24 protein-coding genes are annotated in these 23,243 nt (G+C 45.0%); all 24 read left to right on the top strand.

Features of this window, described 5'->3' with window-relative positions; genetic code table 11:
* Positions 1–3: 3 nt before the first annotated feature.
* On the top strand, positions 4–630 hold the full coding sequence (gene cheD / locus NH399_RS17690) for a chemoreceptor glutamine deamidase CheD (RefSeq protein WP_253042459.1): 627 nt from the start codon (positions 4–6) through the stop codon (positions 628–630).
* 24 nt (positions 631–654) lie between these two features.
* Entirely contained in the window at positions 655–1,689 is a 1,035-nt protein-coding gene (locus NH399_RS17685; protein WP_253042457.1) for a chemotaxis response regulator protein-glutamate methylesterase, read from the top strand.
* A 165-nt stretch (positions 1,690–1,854) separates the two neighbouring features.
* Positions 1,855–2,154 (top strand): STAS domain-containing protein, encoded by a 300-nt coding sequence (locus NH399_RS17680; RefSeq protein WP_253042455.1) that lies wholly within the window; start codon positions 1,855–1,857, stop codon positions 2,152–2,154.
* An 11-nt stretch (positions 2,155–2,165) separates the two neighbouring features.
* Positions 2,166–3,854, top strand: a complete 1,689-nt coding sequence (locus tag NH399_RS17675; protein ID WP_253042453.1) for a fused response regulator/phosphatase — start codon at positions 2,166–2,168, stop codon at positions 3,852–3,854.
* Positions 3,855–3,881: 27 nt separating this feature from the next.
* On the top strand, positions 3,882–4,199 hold the full coding sequence (locus NH399_RS17670; protein ID WP_253042452.1) for an Hpt domain-containing protein: 318 nt from the start codon (positions 3,882–3,884) through the stop codon (positions 4,197–4,199).
* A 70-nt stretch (positions 4,200–4,269) separates the two neighbouring features.
* Positions 4,270–5,475, top strand: coding sequence for a flagellar hook-length control protein FliK (locus tag NH399_RS25990; protein ID WP_253042450.1), 1,206 nt, complete (start codon positions 4,270–4,272; stop codon positions 5,473–5,475).
* Positions 5,476–5,704: 229 nt separating this feature from the next.
* Positions 5,705–6,229 (top strand): flagellar basal body-associated FliL family protein, encoded by a 525-nt coding sequence (locus NH399_RS17660; RefSeq protein ID WP_253042448.1) that lies wholly within the window; start codon positions 5,705–5,707, stop codon positions 6,227–6,229.
* A gap of 7 nt (positions 6,230–6,236) precedes the next feature.
* On the top strand, positions 6,237–7,244 hold the full coding sequence (gene fliM / locus NH399_RS17655; protein WP_253042446.1) for a flagellar motor switch protein FliM: 1,008 nt from the start codon (positions 6,237–6,239) through the stop codon (positions 7,242–7,244).
* On the top strand, positions 7,237–7,641 hold the full coding sequence (fliN, locus tag NH399_RS17650) for a flagellar motor switch protein FliN (RefSeq protein WP_253042444.1): 405 nt from the start codon (positions 7,237–7,239) through the stop codon (positions 7,639–7,641). Before fliM ends, fliN begins: the two co-directional genes overlap by 8 nt.
* Positions 7,642–7,647: 6 nt before the next feature.
* The gene (gene fliO, locus NH399_RS17645; RefSeq protein WP_253042442.1) at positions 7,648–8,058 is read left to right on the top strand and encodes a flagellar biosynthetic protein FliO; all 411 of its coding nucleotides are present in this window, start codon (positions 7,648–7,650) and stop codon (positions 8,056–8,058) included.
* 1 nt (position 8,059) lies between these two features.
* Positions 8,060–8,812 carry a flagellar type III secretion system pore protein FliP gene (gene fliP / locus NH399_RS17640; RefSeq protein WP_253042441.1) on the top strand — a complete coding sequence of 251 codons (753 nt, stop codon included), beginning with the start codon at positions 8,060–8,062 and terminating at the stop codon, positions 8,810–8,812.
* 39 nt (positions 8,813–8,851) lie between these two features.
* Positions 8,852–9,121: a flagellar biosynthesis protein FliQ gene (gene fliQ / locus NH399_RS17635; protein WP_253042439.1), complete on the top strand. Its 270-nt coding sequence runs from the start codon at positions 8,852–8,854 to the stop codon at positions 9,119–9,121.
* 1 nt (position 9,122) lies between these two features.
* Positions 9,123–9,908, top strand: a complete 786-nt coding sequence (gene fliR / locus NH399_RS17630; RefSeq protein ID WP_253042437.1) for a flagellar biosynthetic protein FliR — start codon at positions 9,123–9,125, stop codon at positions 9,906–9,908.
* A 1-nt stretch (position 9,909) separates the two neighbouring features.
* Positions 9,910–11,037, top strand: coding sequence for a flagellar biosynthesis protein FlhB (flhB, locus tag NH399_RS17625; RefSeq protein WP_253042435.1), 1,128 nt, complete (start codon positions 9,910–9,912; stop codon positions 11,035–11,037).
* Between the two features lie 11 nt (positions 11,038–11,048).
* The gene (flhA, locus tag NH399_RS17620; RefSeq protein ID WP_253042433.1) at positions 11,049–13,139 is read left to right on the top strand and encodes a flagellar biosynthesis protein FlhA; all 2,091 of its coding nucleotides are present in this window, start codon (positions 11,049–11,051) and stop codon (positions 13,137–13,139) included.
* Positions 13,140–13,166: 27 nt separating this feature from the next.
* Complete coding sequence (gene flhF / locus NH399_RS17615; protein WP_253042431.1) at positions 13,167–14,834, top strand: flagellar biosynthesis protein FlhF; 1,668 nt, start codon at positions 13,167–13,169, stop codon at positions 14,832–14,834.
* 50 nt (positions 14,835–14,884) lie between these two features.
* Positions 14,885–15,697, top strand: coding sequence for a MinD/ParA family protein (locus NH399_RS17610; protein WP_253042583.1), 813 nt, complete (start codon positions 14,885–14,887; stop codon positions 15,695–15,697).
* Positions 15,698–16,059: 362 nt separating this feature from the next.
* A complete protein-coding gene (locus tag NH399_RS17605) occupies positions 16,060–16,785 on the top strand; it encodes an RNA polymerase sigma factor FliA (RefSeq protein WP_305885101.1) in 726 nt (241 codons plus the stop codon).
* Between the two features lie 71 nt (positions 16,786–16,856).
* Complete coding sequence (gene cheY, locus NH399_RS17600) at positions 16,857–17,249, top strand: chemotaxis response regulator CheY (protein ID WP_253042428.1); 393 nt, start codon at positions 16,857–16,859, stop codon at positions 17,247–17,249.
* Positions 17,250–17,265: 16 nt separating this feature from the next.
* Complete coding sequence (locus NH399_RS17595; protein WP_253042426.1) at positions 17,266–18,015, top strand: protein phosphatase CheZ; 750 nt, start codon at positions 17,266–17,268, stop codon at positions 18,013–18,015.
* A 12-nt stretch (positions 18,016–18,027) separates the two neighbouring features.
* Entirely contained in the window at positions 18,028–20,160 is a 2,133-nt protein-coding gene (locus NH399_RS17590; RefSeq protein ID WP_253042424.1) for a chemotaxis protein CheA, read from the top strand.
* A gap of 154 nt (positions 20,161–20,314) precedes the next feature.
* The gene (locus NH399_RS17585) at positions 20,315–21,376 is read left to right on the top strand and encodes a chemotaxis-specific protein-glutamate methyltransferase CheB (RefSeq protein WP_253042422.1); all 1,062 of its coding nucleotides are present in this window, start codon (positions 20,315–20,317) and stop codon (positions 21,374–21,376) included.
* Entirely contained in the window at positions 21,376–22,131 is a 756-nt protein-coding gene (locus NH399_RS17580; protein ID WP_253042420.1) for a flagellar motor protein, read from the top strand. The genes NH399_RS17585 and NH399_RS17580 overlap by 1 nt, the downstream gene beginning before the upstream one ends.
* Before the next feature lie 24 nt (positions 22,132–22,155).
* Complete coding sequence (motD, locus tag NH399_RS17575) at positions 22,156–23,112, top strand: flagellar motor protein MotD (protein WP_253042418.1); 957 nt, start codon at positions 22,156–22,158, stop codon at positions 23,110–23,112.
* Positions 23,113–23,243: the final 131 nt, after the last annotated feature.

The following is a 23,243-nucleotide window of genomic DNA, read 5'->3' as shown; positions in this document are numbered from 1 at the left end:
AGGATGTTTTCGCGAAGTAAAAAGAATCTGCCTCCCTGTATTGAAGGTTTCGAGAACGTCTCTCGTTACTATGACCCTTCGAACAAAAAGGTGGCCGCAAAAATTAAACCTGGTGAATGGTATGTTACCAATCAGGAAGAGATGATTGTTACCGTGTTAGGTTCTTGTATTGCGGCTTGTATTCGTGACACAGTTAATGGTGTGGGGGGCATGAATCATTTTATGTTGCCTTCGAGTTCTCAGGCAGATTCTCTAGTCAGTGCCTCCGCTCGCTACGGCAATTTTGCTATGGAGTATTTGATCAATAACATCATCACTCATGGTGGTGAACGTCGGTATTTGGAGGTGAAGCTTTTTGGTGGTGCTAACGTTATTAAACGCATGAGTGATGTAGGCGAAAAAAACATTAAGTTTATTACTCAATATACAACCTCAGAAGCGCTAAAAGTAATATCAGAAGATATGGGGGGCAACCTGCCAAGAAAAGTGGTTTATGACCCTTTAACTGGGGTGGTTAAAGTAAAACGATTACGCAATATGCATAACGATACTATTGTGAGACGAGAAGATGATTACATGAATAATATTTCGGCCCAGGAGTCAACCGGGTCGGTGGAGCTGTTTGATTAACATGAGCGGGGTTTACCTAATCTAATGAAAACAAAAACGCGCGTGTTAATCGTTGATGACTCCGCTTTGATTCGTCTGTTATTAAAAGAAATTCTTGATGGTGACCCTGAAATTGAGGTGATTGCCACTGCAGAAGATCCCATTGAAGCCCGAGAAAAAATAAAACGTTATAATCCCGACGTGATTACTTTGGATGTTGAAATGCCAAAGATGGATGGAATCACTTTTCTTCGGAATTTGATGCGCCTTCGACCAATGCCTGTTGTGATGATATCCACCTTAACTGCGGCAGGAGCGGATGTCACCTTAAAAGCACTGGAGCTAGGCGCCTTTGATTATATTTGTAAACCGTCTGCTGATATTAAAAACTCATTGGCTGACTATGCCGATGACATTATCGAAAAAGTTAAAGGTGCTGCTCGTTCTAATGTGCGGGCTGCAATGCAACCTCAAAAAATAGCAACCGCAACGCCGGTATCAACTAACGATCTCTATGAGGTCATTGCCATTGGTGCTTCAACAGGTGGAACCGAAGCCATCAAGCAGGTGCTCAAAGCTTTGCCTGTTGGGTTACCACCCATTGTTATGACACAACACATTCCTGCTGCATTCTCTACCTCCTTTGCTAAACGTTTGGATTCTGAAAGCGATATCAATGTGTTTGAAGTGACATCGCCGATGGAGTTGGAGCCGGGATGTGCTTATTTGGCACCTGGTGATAAACATCTTTTTGTAAGGCGTCAGAGCGGACGGTTAATGGGTAGCTTGTTAACCTCTGAGAAAGTGAATCGACATCGTCCAGCCGTGGATGTTTTGTTTCAGTCGTTAGCAGACACTTGTGGTAAAAAAGTCGTTTGCGCTTTGCTTACCGGAATGGGCGCTGATGGTGCTGCTGGCATGTTGGATATTCGCAATAGTGGTGGGTTTACGATTGCACAAGATGAAGCATCCAGTGTGGTCTGGGGCATGCCGGGTGCCGCTGTGGCAATGAATGCAGCAATGAAAGTACTGCCTTTAAGTAAGGTACCCGCAGGAATTATTCGAGCAATATCTCGTTAGTGAGATTTGTTGGTGTGTTTGCAAATAAACAGTGTATATATGCAACAAGCAGTGCTTAAATAATAGAGTCGCCCCCAAAATATTATTCTGAGTCTATAATTTGTGGGGTGGTTTTGATTTTATGGGTAGCCATCGTGCGATGTTTAGGAGTGTTAGGAGACGCTTATGGGAATTACATCAAGCTTATCGAATTCTGAGTTGACGATAAAAATTTCGGGAAAGTTTGACTTTAGTGCTCATCAGGATTTTCGTAATATTTATGAGGGGGTTGCACCAAAGCCTTCTACTTATGTCATTGATATGACCGAAACGACCTATTTGGATTCCTCTGCGCTAGGTATGTTGTTGTTGTTAAGAGATTATGCCGGTGGTACTAACGGAACCATTAGCTTAAGAAATTGCAATACCGAAATAAAAAAGATATTGGCAATTTCTAATTTTGAACAGCTATTTACTATTAACTAAGTCATTATTGAATGAAGATACTGATAGCAGAAGATAACTTTACTGATCGACTTATCTTAAAAAAAATCGTAGAAGCCAGTGGCCATGAAGTGCTTGAGGCTGATAATGGTGTCACTGCGATGGAAGTCTTTGTTTCACAGTCGCCTGATCTGGTTTTTCTGGATGCCATCATGCCCGAAATGGATGGCTATCAGGCCGCCGAAAAAATTAAGGCGCTAACGACCAATCATTATGTTCCTATTATTTTCATTACTTCTCTTACCGAGCAAGCTGATCTGGTTCGTTGCATGGAGGTGGGTGGTGATGACTTCTTTACTAAACCTTTTAATAAAGTTTTTTTGGAGGCTAAGTTACGCGCTTTCGAACGAACCAATAACCTATATCGCACTATAGAAAAACAACGAGACGAGATCCAGTTTCACACTGATCACATGTTGCAGGAACAAGAAGTCGCTAAGCGTATTTTTGATAAGATTGCGCATACTGGCGAACTGCATCAACCTTACATTCGGTATACCGCATCGCCAATGTCTATTTTTAATGGTGATATTTTATTAGTCGCTCGACGACCTTTTGGCGGTGTTCATGTTTTTCTGGGTGACTTTACTGGACATGGTTTACCTGCGGCTATTGGCGCTATGCCGACGAGTGATATTTTCTTTGGCATGACCTTAAAAGGATTTGCGCTTGTTGAGATTATTCAGGAGTTAAATCGACGTTTGCATGCGGTACTGCCAACGGGTTTTTTCTGTTGTGCGTTAGCCGCGCATATCGATTTTGAAGAACATAATATTCAAGTGTGGAATGCTGGTTTGCCAGAAGCTTATTTGATGAATCGAGCCAGTGGCGAGTTTATTGAGCTGCCTTCGAGCCACTTACCCTTAGGCATCGTTGGTAACGAAAATCTTAATGTCTCTTTTAGCATCTATTCCTTTCAAGAAGATGATCGTTTGTTTGCTTATACCGATGGTGTTACGGAAGCAGAAAACTCAGAAGGTGAAATGTTTGGTCAAGAGCGTTTACTGGAAGCCTTAAAGCGCGGTATTAATGATGATGATGCTTTTGGTTGCTTATTAAGAGATGTCGACGAGTTTCAAACAGAGCCTGAGCAGGGCGATGATATTACTTATATCGAAGTGCATTATAGTACCGATTACAAAGGGCCAGAAGATGAGCAGAACTTAACGGGAGAGCTATCTTCGGGTCCATCTGACAGTCGTTTTTCGTTAGAGCTGGGGCCAAACTCTTTGCGCAACTTTAATCCATTGCCGGTATTGTCACAACCATTAATGGAAATTGGCCATTTGCAGATGTTTCGTACTCAGGTGCTTACCATACTTACGGAGCTTTATTCTAATGCTTTGGAGCATGGTGTGCTTAAGCTGAAGTCATCATTGAAGAGTTCGGCAGAAGGTTTCGCAGAGTATTACCGATTGCGCCAGCTGCGACTTGAAGAGCTTGAAGAAGGGTTTGTTAAAGTCGATGTTAAGCACAGTCCCTCCGACAATGGAGGACGCCTGGAAATTCAAGTATCTGACAGCGGTGAAGGATTTGACTATAAAAAAGCATTAAAGAAAGCTGAAAGTAAAGGTTATAGCGGAAGAGGCTTTCCGTTGCTTTATCGACTGGCAGATTCTGTCGAGTTTGAAAATAATGGAGCAACGATTAAAGTCGTGTTTTCCTGGTCGACCGGAAAATAACGGGGTTTGATGCGATAGGAAAAGACTATGAAAGAGAAAATATTAGAACTAAAAGAATTGTTAGGCGATGACTTTGGAATACTCGTTGAGGCCTATGATGTCGACAATCGTAAAGTGCTTATCGATGTCGAAAAACACCTGTCTAACCAGGATGCCCAACAGGTGGCCAATAGCATTCATAGTATTAAAGGCGCCAGCGCTAACCTAGGTGCTGTCGAACTTACCCAATTATGCCAGGCGATGGAACAGTCTGCTCGTGGCGGCGACCTATCTGGAGCAGAAGAACAGTTAGTCACCATTAAGCAGTTATTTGAAGAAGCGGTGACCATATTGAAGTCAGTCTAAGCTGATTCAGTTATTCACTGGCATCCTTATTGCTTCATTCTCGTAAAGTCCGTAACGAAGGAGAATGCAAGTGACACAGCCACTGCTACTTGATGCGTCTAATTTTGAACAGCTCCCTCAAGAAAAAGTTTCTACCCAGCTAAATAGCGACTCAAACGCCTCTGATAGCGAGTTTTCGCAGCAATTAAACGAACAAATCGTTAACTCCGTGTCCACACAGGAGAATCCTGAAGAGGGCGTTTCTATTGACCCTTTGTGGTCTCTTAATCTTGTAGAAGGCAAAGATATTCCCGGAGTCGGTGAGATGTTGCCTCAAGACTGGGAGGTCGCTATCGCACCGACAGCCGCAGTCTGGGCAAATGCCGAGACAGCAAAGTACTCTGCGACCTTGATGTCGACATCGGTTACAGAGAATATTCAACAAGGAACCTTGCAACTGGACGCAAAGTCCACTCCTATCTTATTTAATTTTCAGACCGCTACCCAGCAAACCCTTAATTCCCTATCACAGCCAGCGGATATTGGAACTCAAGTGAGTGCGGCAGATAAAATCATGCCATTGATGCAGGATGCCGAAAAATCCAAACTGGCAGGACACTGGGCCAACACAGAAGAGAGTGGTGCGTTTTTTGATGATGGGATTGATTTTAACTTCAATCCTATAAAAGGAGAGTTAGCCGAAAAATCTTTTGCCTCTTCGATGCTTTTTGGCAAAGAGAATATATTGATGCAAAATAGTGAGCCGATGGCAAAAACTCCCACCGCTCCGGTGATTGAAAATGTTACGGCTTTGCCCGAACAGTCTTTAAAAGTAGCTCAAGATGAAAGTGTTCAGGCGGCAAAACCGGTTTCGACAACGCCACTGGATCTTTATTCTCGAAACTGGCAAGGCGACTTTTCACAAAAAATTAACTGGATGAAGCAATCGGGTTTAGAGACCGCTCAGATTGAGCTTGATCCACCGGAGTTGGGTCCGCTGAATGTTAAAATCGTTCAACAAAATGGCGTGACTCAAATTGCTGTTCAGGTACACCATAGCCAAACCCGTGACCTCATCGAGCAAAATCTGGATCGGTTACGTGATTCTTTGAGCGAGAGTGGAATCGAGCTGGGTAATCTGGATGTAAGCAGCCAGCAGCAAGAAGGCGATAAAGACAGCCAAGAAGCACAATTGTCTCAAGGAGCCGAACAAGAGAGCCAGTCAACAACCGAAAACACAAACAATGCAGTCACTGGTTCTAATACTCATTACAATGGCCTCAGTCTGTTTGCATAAACGACTAAACACATAACCGATGCTAACAAAGTAAGGATACTTTGTTAGCGACAAAATACCGTCACTAGCTCACTAGAGCGACTCAAGGATCAGAGTGTCAATTATTTGTCTCTCAAGTAATGCGTATAACCTATTGATAATTAATGTATTTTACAAGAAATATCAGTTGGCTTGATAGTTGCTAAACTTACTAGGTGGATTCCATTTATTTGACACTTGGGGACAGGTGATGGCCGACGATAAACAAGATCTTGAATTGGAAGAAGAGGGCGGTAAAAAAGGTAAAGGCAAGCTTATCATTATCATTGCTATTTTGTTGGTACTTGGTGGTGGCGGTGGTGCAGCGTTTTTCTTAATGGGTGGAGAAGAAGAAACCAGTGAGACTGCTGAGGCCAGTGAAGATGATGCGGAAGAAGAAGCCGCTGCATCGAAAGAGCCTCCCATTTATGTCGGGGTTCCCGAAGCCATTATCTCACCGATAAAAGGCAAGCGAAAAGAGCGCCTGGTGCAAATCAAAATGAGCTTTATGGTGCGTGGTGCATCCGGTGAAGAAGCAGTTAAAAAACATATGCCACGCTTAAAGAATGATTTATTGAGTTTGGTAAGTCGCGCACAGGCGGACGAACTTATTAAACCAGATGGTCGGCATAAATTGCAGGAAGATTCGTTGCAGGTTGTTAGAGACGCCATGAAGCAACTCGAAGGAAAAGAGTATGTCGAGAAAGTTTTATTTGTCAGTTTTGTAATGCAATAGGGATACCGTGACTGATTTATTAAGCCAAGATGAGATCGATGCGCTCCTTCATGGTGTAGATGATGGCGACATCGATGTTGAAGATAGCGATGCCCCCCCGGGAGAAGCCGTCACCTACGACTTTACGTCGCAAGATCGTATTGTTCGTGGGCGCATGCCCACACTGGAAATGATCAACGAACGATTTGCTCGTCACATGCGCATCAGCTTATTTAATTTAATGCGTCGCAGTGCTGATATATCCATCAACGGCATTCAGATGATCAAGTTTGGTGAATATGTTCATAGCTTATTCGTTCCAACCAGTTTGAACATGGTTCGTATCCGCCCATTAAGGGGAACAGCTTTGTTCACTCTGGAAGCTAAGCTGGTGTTTATCTTAGTGGATAACTTTTTTGGTGGTGATGGACGCTTTCATGCCAAGATCGAGGGTCGTGAATTTACACCGACAGAACGTCGTATTATTCAAATCCTACTGGAGCAGTCTTTTATTGATTTAAAAGAAGCCTGGTCTCCAGTTATGAAAGTCGATTTTGAATACTTAGACTCAGAAGTTAATCCCGCACTGGCAACCATCGTAAGTCCATCAGAAGTTGTGGTTGTCTGTAGTTTTCATATTGAGCTTGATGGTGGCGGCGGAAACTTTCATGTGACCATGCCGTATTCTATGTTGGAACCTATTCGAGAAAAGTTAGACGCCGGTATCCAGAGTGATAGAGACGACGTTGACGAACGCTGGATAGATGCCATGCGCGAAGAAATCATGAGTGCTGAAGTAGAGATGAAGAGCATTCTGGTAGAAAAAGATTTGCAGCTCAAAGAAATTATGGATCTAAAAGAAGGTGACATTATCCCTGTTGAATTACCAGATAAAGTGATTGTTGATGTGGGAGGATTGCCCACTTTTCGCGCTCAATATGGTCAGTTGAATGACAGCATGGCATTAAAAATTGTTGAAGAAATATCGAGAGATCATATTACTGGACCCACGTTAGAGGATGAAATGAATGAGTGATGAGAATGATGTAGATGACGTCGATGATGCATGGGCCGAGGCCATGGCAGAGCAAGACGAGGCCGATGCTGAAGTCGAGTCTGAATCTGCACCACTAACCAGTTTTAATGGCGATGAACAACCCGATCCCGTTCAACAAGAAAAACTCGACGTTATTCTAGACATCCCTGTGACCTTGTCGATGGAAGTCGGACGTACGCAGATTGCTATTCGAAATCTATTGCAATTGAATCAGGGATCGGTGGTGGAGCTTGACCGATTAGCTGGTGAGCCATTGGATGTAATGGTGAATGGTACTTTGATTGCCCACGGCGAGGTGGTTGTGGTTAACGAAAAGTATGGCATCCGACTCACCGATGTGATGAGCCCTAGTGAGCGAATTAAAAAGTTAAAGTAGGTTATCATGCAATATTTAAGTTTGAGTGCAGCCAGTATAGTAAAACCCGGTGTTACAGCGATAGAAAAATCTGCGACACCGGATACGGCGGCATCGGTTGTTACTGTTTTTTTTGCTTTGTTACTGGTGCTAGGAATTATTTTTGCTTGTGCCTGGATCATTAAGCGCTTGAACTTTCCTGTATTAGCTAACCAGAGTCCTATTAAAGTAATTGCAAGTCATAGCTTAGGCACGAAAGAAAGGATTGTCGTTGTTCAAATCGCTGAGCAACAACTGTTGTTGGGGGTTACTGCACAAAATATTTCGTTGTTATCCTCTTTGGAAGGTGACGGCATTACAATTGAAGAGAAACACGAAACTCCACTTAATCAATCTGCATTTGCCCAACAGTTAACTCAAGTATTGGGAAGTCGCTAGCATGATACGTTCTGGATTAAAAGTCGGCAGCTTAGTGCTACTGATGGTGTTGATGAGCACCTCGGTGGATGCGCAGGTTTTGTTACCCGCAGTAAAAGTTGTGACGGCACAGGATGGCTCTCAAGAGTACTCAGTGACGTTACAAATCGTTATGTTAATGACGATGCTAACGTTTTTGCCAGCCATCGTCATTATGATGACCAGCTTTATTCGAATCTCAGTTGTTTTTGCCATCTTAAGGCAGGCACTGGGTATGCAGCAGACGCCTTCAAATCAGATCCTGATTGGCCTCACTTTGTTTCTAACATTTTTCATTATGTCGCCGGTAATTAATGAGGTAAACGACACCGCGATTCAGCCTTATATTCAAGAGCAAATTACATCCAAGCAGGCGATGGATATTGCGGTTGAGCCTTTTAAACGATTTATGCTGGCACAAATCCGCGAAAACGATCTCGTCATGTTTATGGAAATTGCAGGCGTTACCAGTGCCAAAGAACAGTATAACGAGCTGCCATTAACGATTATTGCTCCGGCGTTTATAACCAGCGAATTAAAAACCGCTTTTCAGATTGGATTTCTTTTATTTATTCCCTTTCTTATCGTTGACCTGGTGATTTCAAGTATTTTAATGGCCATGGGTATGATGATGTTGTCACCACTGATTATCTCTTTGCCATTCAAAATTATGTTATTCGTTTTGGTGGATGGTTGGGTGCTGGTGATCGGAACCCTGGCTGGCAGCTTTGGTTAGCTGCTTTGGTTGAGAAAAGACATCGAGTAGGAGAATGTCATGACTCCAGAAGTTGTCGTTGACGTCTTTAGAAGTGCTTTGTTTCTTATCATCTCTTTGGTAGGAACCATAGTATTACCTGGCCTTCTGGTAGGGCTTCTGGTTGCTGTGTTTCAGGCGGCTACCAGTATCAACGAGCAAACCTTATCATTTTTACCCAGATTGTTAGTTACCTTGTTAACCATTGCCATATTGGGTCACTGGTTTATCAGCATGTTGACAGAGTTCACCATTGAGTTGATTCATCAGATACCGGAGTTGATTGGTTAATATGACCATCGAACTTGCCATCATCAACCAATGGATAGCTGAGCACGCGCTAGTGTTTGCGCGTATTGCTGGCATGACATCATCCATGGTGATTTTGGGAACTCGTAACGTACCTATCCGCATTCGATTATTTACTGCCATTGCTCTCACTATTATTACGGTGCCAGTAGTGTCGGTTCCAGATGTGGCTGTCGATGAAGTATTTTCGTTGGCCATGTCGATTCAGGTGATGATGCAAACAGTGATTGGCTTGGCCATTGGTTTTGTGACGCGTCTTGTTTTTGAAACCTTTGTCGTTGCCGGACAGGTGATTGCCATGCAAACCGGTTTAGGTTTTGCCTCCTTGGTTGATCCTTCGAGTGGTGTGAGTGTGCCTGCTCTTGGACAATTGTTGGTAATGATGGCGACTTTGATCTTTCTCTCTCTGGATGGTCACTTGCAGATGATTCAAGTGATCGTACTCAGTTTTGAGTCTTTGCCTATTTCTGAGTCGGTCGTATTTTTTGCCGGAATTGATAAGATGATTTACTGGGCTCAAAGTATTTTTACAACCGCATTTATGATGGTGCTATCTGCTGTTGTAGCCCTGCTGGTCGTTAATCTTTCTTTTGGTGTTATGACTCGAGCAGCACCGCAAATCAATCTGTTTGTTATTGGTTTTCCTGTCACCATGATCGCTGGTTTGATGATTGTGTGGTTGATACTGCGCAGTTTTATTCCACACTTTATCGCTCAGATAGAGAGTGGCCAAAGCCTGATCTGCCAACTTCTATTAGTGGAGTGTTGAGATGGCCGAGAATGACGCAGGTGAACGTTCCGAAGAGGCCACACCCCGAAAACGGGAGAAGGCCAAAGAGAAAGGTCAGGTTCCCCGATCAAAAGAACTCAATACAGCTCTGATTTTGATGGCAGCGGCGCTCGCCTTGATGTTAACGACCTTTACTGATAGCAAAGCATTTACTGTTATCACTGATATGTCATTTGAGTTAGAGCGCGAACAAATTTTTGACGAACGTTATATGTTAGCCACCTTTGCTGAAAGTTTGCGCATGGCCATGACAACCTTTGCCCCTTTCTTTCTATTGTTGTTTTTCACAGGGGTGATGGGTTCGGTTTTAATGGGTGGGGTTTCGTTGAGTGCGCAAGCTGTAATGCCTAAAGGCAGTCGCTTGTCCCCCATGGCAGGTTTTAAAAGAATGTTTGGTATGAATGCTTTGATGGAGCTATTAAAAGCGATTGGAAAAGTGCTGATTGTGGGTACAGTCGCTTTGTTGGTGATGCATACGAGTTTTGACGATTATTTAAAGTTAGGGCAGTCCAATATTGAAGCCGAAGCCATGGAGGCCACAAAGCTCATTCTTTTTGCTTTTTTAATGGTTTCGGTATCACTGGTGTTAATTGCGCTTATCGATGTGCCGTTTCAAATCTGGAACCATGCCAAGCAACTTCGAATGACCAAACAAGAAGTGAAAGACGAGTATAAAGAAACTGAAGGTAAGCCCGAAGTTAAAAGCCGTATTCGACAAATGCAGCGTGAGTTAACACATAGACGCATGATGGAAGCGATTCCAGAAGCGGATGTTGTAGTGACGAACCCAGAGCACTTTTCGGTGGCATTAAAGTACGATCAACAAGGACAAACCGCTCCTATAGTGGTCGCGCGTGGTGTCGATGAAGTTGCCTTTAATATTCGTAAAGTGGCCTCAGCGCACGATGTCACTATTTTAGAAGCACCGCCTTTGGCCCGTGCTCTGTTTTATACCACCAAACTGGATCAAGAAATTCCATCGGAGTTGTATTTAGCGGTCGCTCAGGTGTTGGCTTACGTATTCCAGTTGCAAGCCTATAAAAAGGGGCAGGGACCCATGCCAACTCAGGCTAGAGAGTATCCCATCCCCGAATCGATGAAGTATTAAGGTAATGATCCATGGTTGAGTTTTTTTCTAAAGAACGATTAAAGTCAATGAGCTTTTCTGGGCTTGGTACGCCCTTTATTTTGCTCATGCTGCTCGCCATGATGACGCTGCCATTGCCTCCCGTTCTACTGGATATATTATTTACTTTTAATATTACTTTAGCGTTGGTCGTGTTACTGGCTTCGATTTACACCATGAGGCCTCTGGAATTTGCGGCTTTTCCAACGGTTTTATTGATGGCAACTCTAACGCGACTGGCGTTAAACGTGGCATCCACTCGTGTCGTATTAATTAATGGACATAATGGCCCTGGTGCAGCAGGACAAGTGATTGAGTCATTTGGTTCGGTTGTGGTTGGCGGTAACTATGCGGTGGGGCTGGTTGTGTTTGCCATTCTGGTTATTATCAACTTTGTAGTGGTTACCAAGGGTGCAGGACGTATTTCTGAAGTCAGCGCGCGTTTTACTTTGGATGCAATGCCGGGCAAACAAATGGCCATCGATGCCGATCTTAATGCTGGGCTATTAACGCAAGAAGAAGCTCGTGAACGTCGATCAGAAGTGGCACAGGAAGCCGACTTTTATGGGGCAATGGATGGTGCGTCTAAATTTGTGCGTGGTGATGCTGTTGCTGGTTTACTGATTCTATTTATTAATATTCTGGGTGGCATCGCAATCGGCATGGGGCAACACGATCTGGATTTTGGCACTGCGATGCAGTACTACGCGTTACTCACCATTGGTGATGGACTCGTTGCTCAAATTCCTTCGTTATTACTGTCAACTGCGGCTGCCATTATGGTTACGCGACAAAATGCATCGCGCGATATGGGCGAGCAGATGGTTATGGAGTTATTCACTCGCATCAAAACACTGTGGATTGCGGCAGCGGTTCTCGGTGTGATGGGATTGATTCCAGGTATGCCTCACTTTGCGTTTTTAACGCTGGCTCTGTTATCTGCTGGAACTGCGTTTGCTATCACTTATCATCGCAAGAAACAGGCCGAAGAAGTCGAGACGCAAAAACAGAAAGAAGTTGCCGCGCCAAAAGAGCCTGAACTTAAAGAGCTCACCTGGGAAGATGTGCCACCAGTGGACCCTATTGGCTTAGAAGTTGGGTATCGTTTGATCCCTCTTGTGGATCCTTCTCAGGATGGAAAATTGATGGGGCGAATTAAGGGAGTTCGAAAAAAACTATCACAAGAGTTAGGCTTTTTAATTCCTGCCGTTCATATTCGAGACAATCTTGAGTTAGCGCCTAATGCCTATCGAATCACTTTGATGGGCGTGGCGGTTGGCGATGCAGAAATTTATCCCGACCGAGAAATGGCGATTAATCCAGGCCAGGTATTTGGCAAGGTGGAAGGGCTGGAGACTCAAGATCCTGCGTTTGGTCTGGAAGCCTTATGGATTGAGTCAATGCAAAAAGAAAATGCGCAGTCGATGGGATACACGGTAGTGGATGCGAGCACCGTAGTGGCAACTCATTTGAGTCAACTCATTCAAACTCATGCGAACGAATTGTTAGGCCATGAAGAGGTCGAACAATTATTAAAGAGTTTGAGCAAAGGAGCGCCTAAGCTAGTCGAAAATCTGGTACCGGGTGCATTGCCTCTGGGCGCTGTGGTTAAAGTATTACAAAACCTGTTGTTAGAGCAGGTGCCAATTAAAGATATGCGAACCATCGCCGAAACTTTGGCGGAGTATTCTACCAGGAGTCAAGATCCCGCCGCTTTGACGGCTGCAGTAAGAATCGCGCTAAGTCGATTAATTGTTCAGCATATCAATGGCTTAGAGCCCGAGCTTCCCGTTATTACTTTAGATCCATCTTTGGAACAGTTATTGCACCAGTCATTACAGGGCAGCGCCGATGAGGGCGTGAACATTGAGCCCGGTCTGGCGGAGAAACTGCAACAGTCGTTAAAAGAAGCCGCTGACAAACAAGAGTCAATTGGTAAGCCTGCTATTTTGCTGACGGCGCCAGGGCTCAGAAGCAGTTTGTCAAAGTTTGCGCGTTTTGGCGTTCAAGGGTTGCATGTGTTGAGTTATCAGGAAATACCTGACAATAAGCAAATCCGTGTAGTGGCAACCGTCGGACAGTAACATCATTACTGAGACGAGCAATAAATTATGAAGATAAAACGCGTTGTTGCCAAAGATATGCGTACTGCGTTAACCCTGGTGAGTGAAGAACTGGGTGCTGATGCTGCTATTTTATCGACTACCAAAGTAAAAGGTGGTGTCGAGCTGGTTGCTGCAATGGATTATGATGAAACCCTATTGCACAAACGTGAACAGCCTGCTGAAGAAGAAGGGTCACCAGAACTGGCTCCGGAAGTAGCAGAACCTGCTGCCGTAGCTAAAACAATGCCGGCTCAACAACCAGCCAACAATCCAGAGCCTCCTAGTTTTCGCCAGCAGCTAGAGAGCTTATCCGCTGATGAACTGGCACAAACAGAACGCTCGATTTTATCTCGTGCTCACGCGCGTATCGCTGTCCAGCAAAATCCTTTTACTGACGTTACCGAAATGCCAAAGGCAAGAAAAGAACGCTTTAAAGCGCCTTCTATTAATGACGCTCTTAATCCTAATTCATTGGCGACTGCTGGCCTGTCTGCGTTGCAGCAGGAGATCCTGCAAATGGAACAACAGGAGAGTGCAGCGGCCAAACCTCCTGAACCTGCTTTAAGACGTTCTATCCAATCTATGATGAAGCCGGATACGAGCCAGGCGGTGATAGAAGATATTTCTGACTCTCACCCCGCCGTTAAAAAAGTGCTTAACCAGCAGCAGAAGAAAGTGTCACGCCCCAGGCAATCTGCCCACAGTGAGCCAAAAGTAGAACCTGCGCAGCAACAAGAACCCGCGCAACATCAAGAGCCTGCTATTGCTGCCATGCGTGAGGAACTGGCTATGTTGCGTCAGTTATTAGAGCAGCAATTAAGTGAACCGAATCAGAGTCATCTGGCTACGTCATCTTCGTTAACAACGCGATTGGCAAACGAAATGAAAGCCCATGGTTTAAGCGCTATGCTTATAAAGCAACTTACTGAAGTGTGTGGCAAAGAACCGGATTTTGAACGCGCCTGTAAAAAAGCCATGCACTGGTTATCCAAAACGCTCACTGTTACCGACGATGACATTTTAACTCATGGAGGTATGGTGGCATTAGTAGGGCCTTCTGGTGTAGGCAAAACCACATCGGTAGCGAAGTTAGCTGCCCGTTATGTGTTACAAAATGGTAGTCAGTCTGTTGGTTTAATTTCTACCGACAGTTATCGTATCGCCGCTCACGAACAGTTAAAAACCTATGGCCGTATTTTGCGTTTGCCAGTGCGAGTGGCTCGAGATGCTGACACCCTGAAGGAAGCTCTGAATGCGTTTCGTGATAAACGTCTGGTGCTCATTGATACGGCAGGCATGAGCCATCACGACGAACGAATGGCTCAACAGATGTCATGTTTTAATCATGAAGAGTTTCCTATTCGTAATTATCTGGTGTTGTCGGCGACTGCCCAAACTGGGGTTTTACAAGAATCGATCAAATTATTTTCTAAGTTTCATATCAGTGGTTGTTTGTTGACTAAGCTGGATGAAGCGACGAGTTTGGGTGAACCCATTTCTACCTTAATACAACATGATTTGCCATTGGCTTATACCACCGATGGACAAAGAGTACCTGAAGATATTCGCGTTGCACGCAGCCGTCATCTAGTGTCAAAAATGATGTGGTTAGCAAAACAACAAAAACAAGACGAGACTCGATCAATCGATCTTCTGGCAACAGGAACACATTGATGTATGGGCAAAGTATTCAAATAGACGATCAGGCAGCTGGACTAAGAGCAATGGTAAATACAAAACCGGTAAAAGTGATTGCAGTGACAGGAGGTAAAGGAGGGGTAGGAAAGAGCAATATATCGGTCAACATGGCAGTGGCGCTGGCGCAACAGGGCTACAAAACGATGATGCTCGATGCCGATCTCGGTTTGGCCAATATTGACATCATGCTTGGGCTTAAAGTGACTCGTAACCTGTCTCATGTGCTCGCAGGTGAGTGTGATTTAGAAGACATCGTCGTTGAGGGGCCTCATGGTTTACAAATTATTCCAGCATCATCGGGTATGCAACAGATGTCTGAGCTAAGTACCGTTGAGCATGCCGGGATTATTCGTGCGTTTAGCCAGATAGGTCATCAACTGGATTACCTAATTATTGATACCTCTGCTGGAATCACTGACAACGTGGTTTCTTTTACACGGGCTTCACAGGATGTTTTGGTGGTGGTGTGTGATGAGCCGACATCGATAACCGATGCCTATGCGCTGATGAAAGTCATGAATCAGGATCATGGCATGAATCGATTTAATATTGTGGCGAATATGGTCCGATCTCCTCAAGAAGGGCGGGATATTTTTGCTAAGTTGCTAAAAGTGACGGATCGTTTTCTTGACGTTGGGCTTAATTATATAGGCTCTGTTCCATTCGATGAAAATGTGCGCAAAGCGGTGAAAAAACAAAAAGCGCTGGTCGAGCTTTTTCCTCGCTCGCCTGCATCCATTGCCATTAAATCCGTCGCAAAACGGGTGGAGCAATGGCCAGTACCTTCAACACCGAACGGTAATATCGAGTTTTTTATGGAGCGTTTGGTGTCTGGTTAAGTGATTGCCTGTTAATTCGTATCAATCGGTACGCCAGTTGGCAATCTGTTTGCTAATATTAATAGTAAAGAAAGGTAGCGATAAAAAACAACATGAATACATGATAATAATTGAAGGACTGTTTGTTTTGATGCCACTTGTGCATAGCAAAGACAAAGAGGCCTTGTGGTGGTTTATACCCAATTGCGCTTGGGATAGAATCAAAGTAATAATTTAAGCCATCAAATCGTTTGTTGAGGATCATACCCCGCGTAGTAGAGTTGGTTTTCAGGTGGTCTGTTTATCAATATGAACAGCAGCCACTTTCTTTAACCAATCAGCTCGCAAGGTATGCGTTAATGGGTTCAAAACACTAGGAGTTGCTGTCCGTGAGTGGGATAGACACTTATAAAAAAATTGGATCTCAAGAAGACATCACCGTTCGTTACGCTTCTCTTGTTAAGCGTATCGCCCACCATTTGCTTTCTCGCCTTCCCTCGAGCGTTCAGTTAGAAGACTTAATGCAAGCTGGCATGCTCGGGCTACTAGAAGCCAGTTCCAGTTTTGATGCTTCAAAAGGGGCCAGTTTCGAAACCTTTGCGGGTATTCGCATCCGTGGCTCGATGATCGATGAAATTCGTCGTGGCGATTGGGTTCCACGTTCGGTCCATCGTAATGCAAGGAGTATCGCTCAGGCGATTGCAAAGATAGAACAAGACACCGGGCGCGATGCTCGAGATAGTGAAGTCGCCGCAGAGCTCGAAGTCGATCTTGAGTCCTATCGCACCATGTTGATGGAAGCGAACAGTGGCCACATGCTCGATTTTGAAGAATTAGGAGTCACAGAAGATTATTTTGCCGAAGGACTCAGTGCTGCCGCTGCTTCACCTTATGATGGATTGCAAACTGAGAACTTTCGCGATTGCCTGGCTTCATCCATTGCCAGCTTGCCAGAACGTGAGCGATTAGTACTGGCTTTGTACTATAACGATGAGCTGAATCTTAAAGAAATTGGTGAAGTTTTAGGGGTAAGTGAGTCTCGTGTTAGTCAGATCAACAGTCAGGCTATGCTACGTTTACAATCTCGTTTAACAGATTGGCGTAAATAGATAATTTTGACTAACTTTATGTATAACCGAACAGGCAAAGATAATTAAGCTCTAATTAGGGGAGGTTCGAGTTGGACAAAAATATGAAGATCTTGGTAGTTGATGATTTTTCGACCATGCGTCGAATTGTTAAGAATCTACTGCGTGATCTGGGATTTACTAATACCGCCGAAGCGGACGATGGCAACACCGCATTACCAATGTTGCAGGCTGGTGACTTTGATTTTCTGGTAACCGACTGGAATATGCCTGGAATGCAGGGAATTGATTTGCTGAAGAACGTGCGGGCAGATCCAAACCTTAAGGATTTACCTGTGTTGATGGTGACCGCTGAAGCTAAGCGAGAACAAATCGTAGAGGCCGCTCAGGCTGGCGTTAATGGGTATATTGTTAAGCCTTTCACCGCTGGAACCCTGAAAGAGAAAATCGATAAGATTTTTGAACGTCTTGAAGGTGGTGCATAAACAACTGGGACCCGCTATGACAAATAATGAAGAAAGCGTCAATGAAGAAATCCTTCAACAGGCACGCCAGTTATTAGAGCAGCTAGAGTCGGGGGACATGCAAAATGCGCGCACCTCCATAGACAAGCTGTCGGGTGGGAGTCATGACGCTAGTTTGTTTACTGAAGTCGGTAAATTGACTCGCCAGCTACATGAAGCGATCAGTAGCTTTCAGATGGACAACCGCATTACAGATATTGCAGCACAAGATATACCTGATGCAAAAGATCGTTTGCAATACGTTATTGATACTACCAAAAACGCTGCAGACAAAACCATGGACTCCGTTGAGCAGTGCATTCCGTTGGCTGATGGGATTAAGCAAAATGCATCTGAACTATTAAGTGATTGGAGTCGTTTGCATCGTCGCGAATTAAAACCCGGCGAGTTTAGAGAATTAGCTGGTCGTGTAGAGGAATTCTTAAAAAGTGTCGATGCAGATGCTGGGCAGCTCCATGCCTCTCTGACGGATGTACTCATGGCCCAGGGTTATCAGGATTTAACCGGGCAAGTGATTCAAAAAGTGATCACCATGGTACATGACGTTGAAGAGAATCTAATAACGTTGATAAAGATGTTTGGCAATATGGAAAACTTCAAGCAAGCGCAAGTTGAAGAACAAGAACACCATGGCGCAGAAGGTCCTATTGTTAATCTAGAAAAAAGAAACGACGTTCTGGCCAGTCAGGACGATGTGGATGATTTGCTTTCCAGTTTAGGCTTTTAGAGGAGCTCTTGAATGGCAATCGATGCCGATGAAGAAATATTGCAGGACTTCTTAATCGAAGCAAATGAGCTATTAGAACAGCTGTCCGAACAATTAATTTCTCTGGAAAATGATCCCGACGATATGGATCTATTGAACGCCATTTTTCGTGGCTTCCATACCGTTAAAGGGGGAGCGGGTTTCCTGAACTTAACTGCGCTTGTTGAAGTATGTCATGTAACCGAAAATATTTTTGATAACTTGCGTAATGGTAATCGTTCGGCAGATCCCGAACTGATGGACGCGGTATTGCAAGCACTGGACTATGTTAATGCCATGTTCGATGAAGTGAAATCGGGCGAAATGCCCACACCTGCTCCGGCCGATTTTCTGCAACGACTGGAAGTTTTTGCTGCTGCCGAAGGCGCGGCCCCTGCGCCCGTTGAAGCTGCACCTGCTCCTGCGCCAGAACCGACTCCTGCACCCGCACCACCTCCCGCTGCAGAACCCGCAGCCAGTGGTGGCGGAGACGATATTTCTGACGATGAATTTGAAGCACTACTCGATGAAATTCATGGTGGTGGAGGTGGTGCAGCAGCTGCGCCACCTCCCGAGCCAGCCCCCGCTGCTGCGGCAGGAGGAGGCGACAATGAAATTACCGATGATGAATTTGAAGCTTTGTTAGATGAGTTGCACAGCAAGAAAACGGATGATGCTGCTCCTGCAGCAGCGGCCGGAGAGAGCAAAAAGCCCGGTGACGAGATTACTGATGATGAGTTTGAAGCGTTACTGGATCAAATTCATAGTGGTGGTGGCGGAGCGGCAGAAACTCCTGCCCCTACGCCAGCAGCACCACCGCCACCAGAACCAGAAAAGGCAGCCGAACCGCCACCACCACCCAAACCAGAGCCCAAGCCCGAACCCAAGCCCGAACCCAAACCAGCGGCAAAACCAGCAGCGCCTAAAGCGGCACCCAAAGCAGCTCCGGCTCAAACTGAGTCTACGGTGCGCGTGGATACGTCGCGACTGGATGACATTATGAACATGGTTGGAGAGCTGGTTCTGGCTCGTAACCGTCTTAAGATGTTAGGGCAAAGTTATCAGGACGAAAGCTTAAATAAAGCCGTTGCCACTCTTGATGTTGTGACATCAGATTTGCAAGGCGCAGTAATGAAAACTCGCATGCAGCCGATCAAAAAAGTCTTTGGTCGTTTTCCTCGAGTGGTTAGAGATTTGGCTCGAAGTTTGAAGAAAGAAATTTCTCTGCAACTGGTGGGTGAAGAAACCGACCTGGATAAAAACCTGGTAGAAGCATTGGCAGATCCTCTGGTTCACTTGGTACGTAACTCTGTGGACCATGGTGTAGAAAGCCCAGAAGATCGCGTTGCTGCAGGAAAGGCTCGTACTGGTAAAGTTATTCTATCGGCAGCGCAAGAAGGCGATCATATTCTATTGTCTATTGAAGATGATGGTAAGGGAATGAATCCCGATGCGCTGCGCGAAAAAGCAATTGAGAAAGGTCTGATGGATAGAGATCAGGCCGACCGACTCAGTGATACCGAATGCTTTAATCTGATCTTTATGGCAGGTTTCTCTACTAAAGAAGAAATCTCTGATGTCTCTGGCCGAGGCGTCGGAATGGACGTAGTGAAAACCAAAATTACTCAGCTTAATGGAACTTTGACCATTGATTCTCAGCTAGGTGTGGGCACCACGATTCTTATTAAAGTGCCGTTAACTCTGGCGATACTGCCTACCTTAATGGTGACGGTTGGAGAGCAGGTTTTTGCTTTGCCATTAGCCAGTGTGAACGAAATTTTCCACCTCGATCTTACCAGCACTCGTGTTGTTGATGGGCAAGAGACTGTGATCGTACGAGAAAAAGCATTACCACTGTTTTATTTAGAAAAATGGCTCTTGTCTCATGATAAGCAATCCCACGAGAAAAAAGACGAAGGTCATGTGGTGATTGTGCAAGTGGGTACACAAAAAGTAGGTTTTGTGGTGGATGCCTTGATAGGGCAAGAAGAAGTAGTGATTAAACCTTTGGGTGAGTCCTTGCAGGGAACACCCGGAATGGCAGGTGCTACCATCACCAGTGATGGCGGTATTGCATTAATACTCGATATTCCCAGTTTGCTTAAGTGTTATGCGCGAAGAACCTAATAACACTTAATTTCGGCATTGCCTGGAAGCTCGATTATCCTACTCTCCAAGTATTATGGCTGAGCAAGCTATGGGTTGCTCTTAGTGTGCAAAAGTCAGTGTCAGTGATGCTGAGCATTGTGTTGGTGTCCTGTTCAGGGATTGAGGTAATTGCGTGACAATAAGAGTTCTGATAGTTGACGATTCAAACTTCTTCTGTCGACGAGTGGCACAGATACTGAGTGCCGATCCAGAAATAAAAATCATTGGAGTGGCTCACAACGGCCGCGATGCAATTCAGAAAGTTCAAAGTTTACAACCTGATGTGATCACTATGGATGTCGAGATGCCTGTTATGGATGGAATCACGGCATTAAAAGAGATAATGAAGGTTCGTCCCACACCCACTCTTATGCTGTCGTCGTTAACTTTTGAAGGTGCAAAGTTGACGCTGGATGCTTTAGACGCTGGCGCTGCCGATTTTATGCTAAAAAGTTACGAAGCCGTGTCGCAAGGCAATGGCCAATTGGTAGGGGCTTTAAAAGATAAAATTCGCGCCATTGTTCGTTCGCCAGTTAAGCCTGCTTCGGCACCTCGTGCTGCGCCTTCAGTTGCACCCATTCGGCCTGGAACGCCCAGCCCCAAACCCTCGATTGCTGGACAAAAACTTAACGTAAAATTGATTGCTATTGGTGCTTCTACCGGAGGACCGGTGGCTCTGCAAAAGATATTAACTCGTTTGCCGGGCTCTTTGCCCGTGCCAGTTACCATCACTCAACACATGCCCGGTACTTTTACTGGCGCATTTGCTCAACGCATGGACGGATTGTGTCAGCTATCAGTTGTGGAAGCAGAAGACTCGATGCCACTGAAAGCCGGGACCGTTTATATTGCCCCCGGTGGTAAACAGATGTACATCGAAGGCTCGGCGGCCAGTGCTCGTATTCGTGTGCGTGAGACCGATGGGCGTTTGCAGTATGCCCCCTGTGTCGATGTCACTTATGTTTCGGCTTCCAAGGTGTTTGCCAAAAATGTTTTGGCTATTGTGTTAACCGGAATGGGAGCCGATGGACGAGAAGGCTCGCGCATACTGCGCCAGCAAGGCGCAACCGTATGGACTCAGGATGAGGAAAGTTGCGTGGTGTATGGTATGCCGATGTCGGTGATGCGAGCCGGTCATGCAACAGAAGAAGTACGCCTCGGTGATATGGCTGACAAGATCATAAGAGTGACTTAATGGATGCCTTAACGCTGATCGGACTTTTATTTGCAGTATTTGCCATACTGGGCGGGCAGGTACTGGAAGGAGGATCGATAGAGTCGTTAGCCAATGGACCTGCGTTTGTCATTGTTATTGGCGGTACCTTAGGAGCCGTTTTTGTTCAAACACCTTTATCGACCTTAATGTTAGCTATTCGTATGATGCCCTGGATGATCTTTCCTCCCCAAAGCAATCCCATCAGTGCCATCGAAAAAATCACTCAATGGAGTTTGATTGCACGCAAGCAGGGGCTATTAGGTTTAGAAAATATTCTCGACTCTGAACGCAATATTTTTGATAACAAAGGTCTCTCTCTTCTAGTCGATGGTGGCGAGCCAGAGCGTATTCGTGAAACGTTAATGATTGAACTTGATGTACGCGAAAGAGAGGGCGTGAAAGCGGCAAAAGTATTTGAAGCACTTGGCGGTTATGCGCCAACCTTAGGTATTGTTGGTGCAGTGTTAGGCTTAATTCAAGTGATGGGCAATTTGTCTGAGCCTGCGTTATTGGGAACGGGGATCGCAACCGCTTTTGTGGCAACCATTTATGGCGTCGCATCGGCCAACTTATTATTTCTGCCTATTGCCAACAAACTCAAATCTATTGTACAGACACAAAGCCTGCATCGAGAAATGATGATCGAAGGTATTGTCTTAATATCAGAGGGCGAAAACCCTAAAGTCATAGAATCCCGGTTACGAGGCTTTGTACCCGATAAAGGGAAGGTTTGACCCGGTTAGGCGAGGTCCTGACTTATGTTACGAAAACGTTCTACAGAGCAAGAAGAAAATCTCGACCGCTGGTTGGTGTCTTATGCCGACTTTATGACGCTGCTGTTTGCCTTTTTTGTTGTGATGTATTCTATTTCTCAGGTTAATGAAGGTAAGTATCGTATTCTCTCTCAATCTATGTTGTCAGCTTTTGATGTTCCCGAAAGTAGTCTGCAACCAATTCAGGAAGGCGAAATTAATCGTACTGAACAGCCAGTGAGCGGCGACAGTCTTGATCCACCTGGCGCTGCTGAAGATGTCGAAAAAGTATCGAATGACGAAAACTACATCAGCGCAAAAAAATTTGAGGCCATTGAGCGCAATTTACAGGGCAGCCTGGAGGATTTGATCGCAAAAGATTTGGTGACTATTCGAAAAACTCGAGACTGGTTAGAGATCGATTTGCGCAGTGCACTTCTCTTTAATAGCGGCAGTGAAACCTTAGGGCCATCAGCCAATGTCTTGTTAAAAGAAATTGCCACTCAACTCACCAAGCATCAACAACGAATCAGTGTTCGTGGGCATACAGATAATATTCCTATCGATACGCAAAGGTTTCAGTCTAACTGGGAGTTGTCGGCCGCCAGAGCCGCTGCCGTGGTACGCAAATTGCAAAAAAGTGGTGTAGGACCATCCCGTATGTCAGTCGAGGCTTATGGCGAGCACAACCCCATTGCCACGAACGGATCGGCAAAGGGTAGGGCCAAAAATCGTCGCGTGACGGTTGCTATCTCACGGTATAAACTTAAAGAGACCGAAAAAGCTTCTGATACTGCACCGCAGGTGCAGCAAAAATCATCGACAACAAAAAGTGACAATAAACCGGCACCCACTAAGAGTGAAGAAGCGACTGATCAAGAGTATGAAATCACACGGTTGCCCAGTGGCGGTTTATTAATTCGTGGTAAATCGAAGCCTGACGATAAAGATAAAAAGCCATAAAACAGCCCTCGCCAGGGCTTAGTTGAAGTAAGTGTCAAAGTTCTGACGTTATTAAAGTTGTTATAAATACTAAAGTTGTCATCTCTCGCGCCGATGATCAAAGCAAAGCGACCAGCGTATTTTCGTTTTAA

Origin of the sequence: Pleionea sp. CnH1-48, from assembly GCF_024124665.1 — a bacterium.
Lineage (GTDB): Bacteria > Pseudomonadota > Gammaproteobacteria > Enterobacterales > Kangiellaceae > JAMXSB01.
This window is presented reverse-complemented; position numbering and strand designations above follow the sequence as displayed.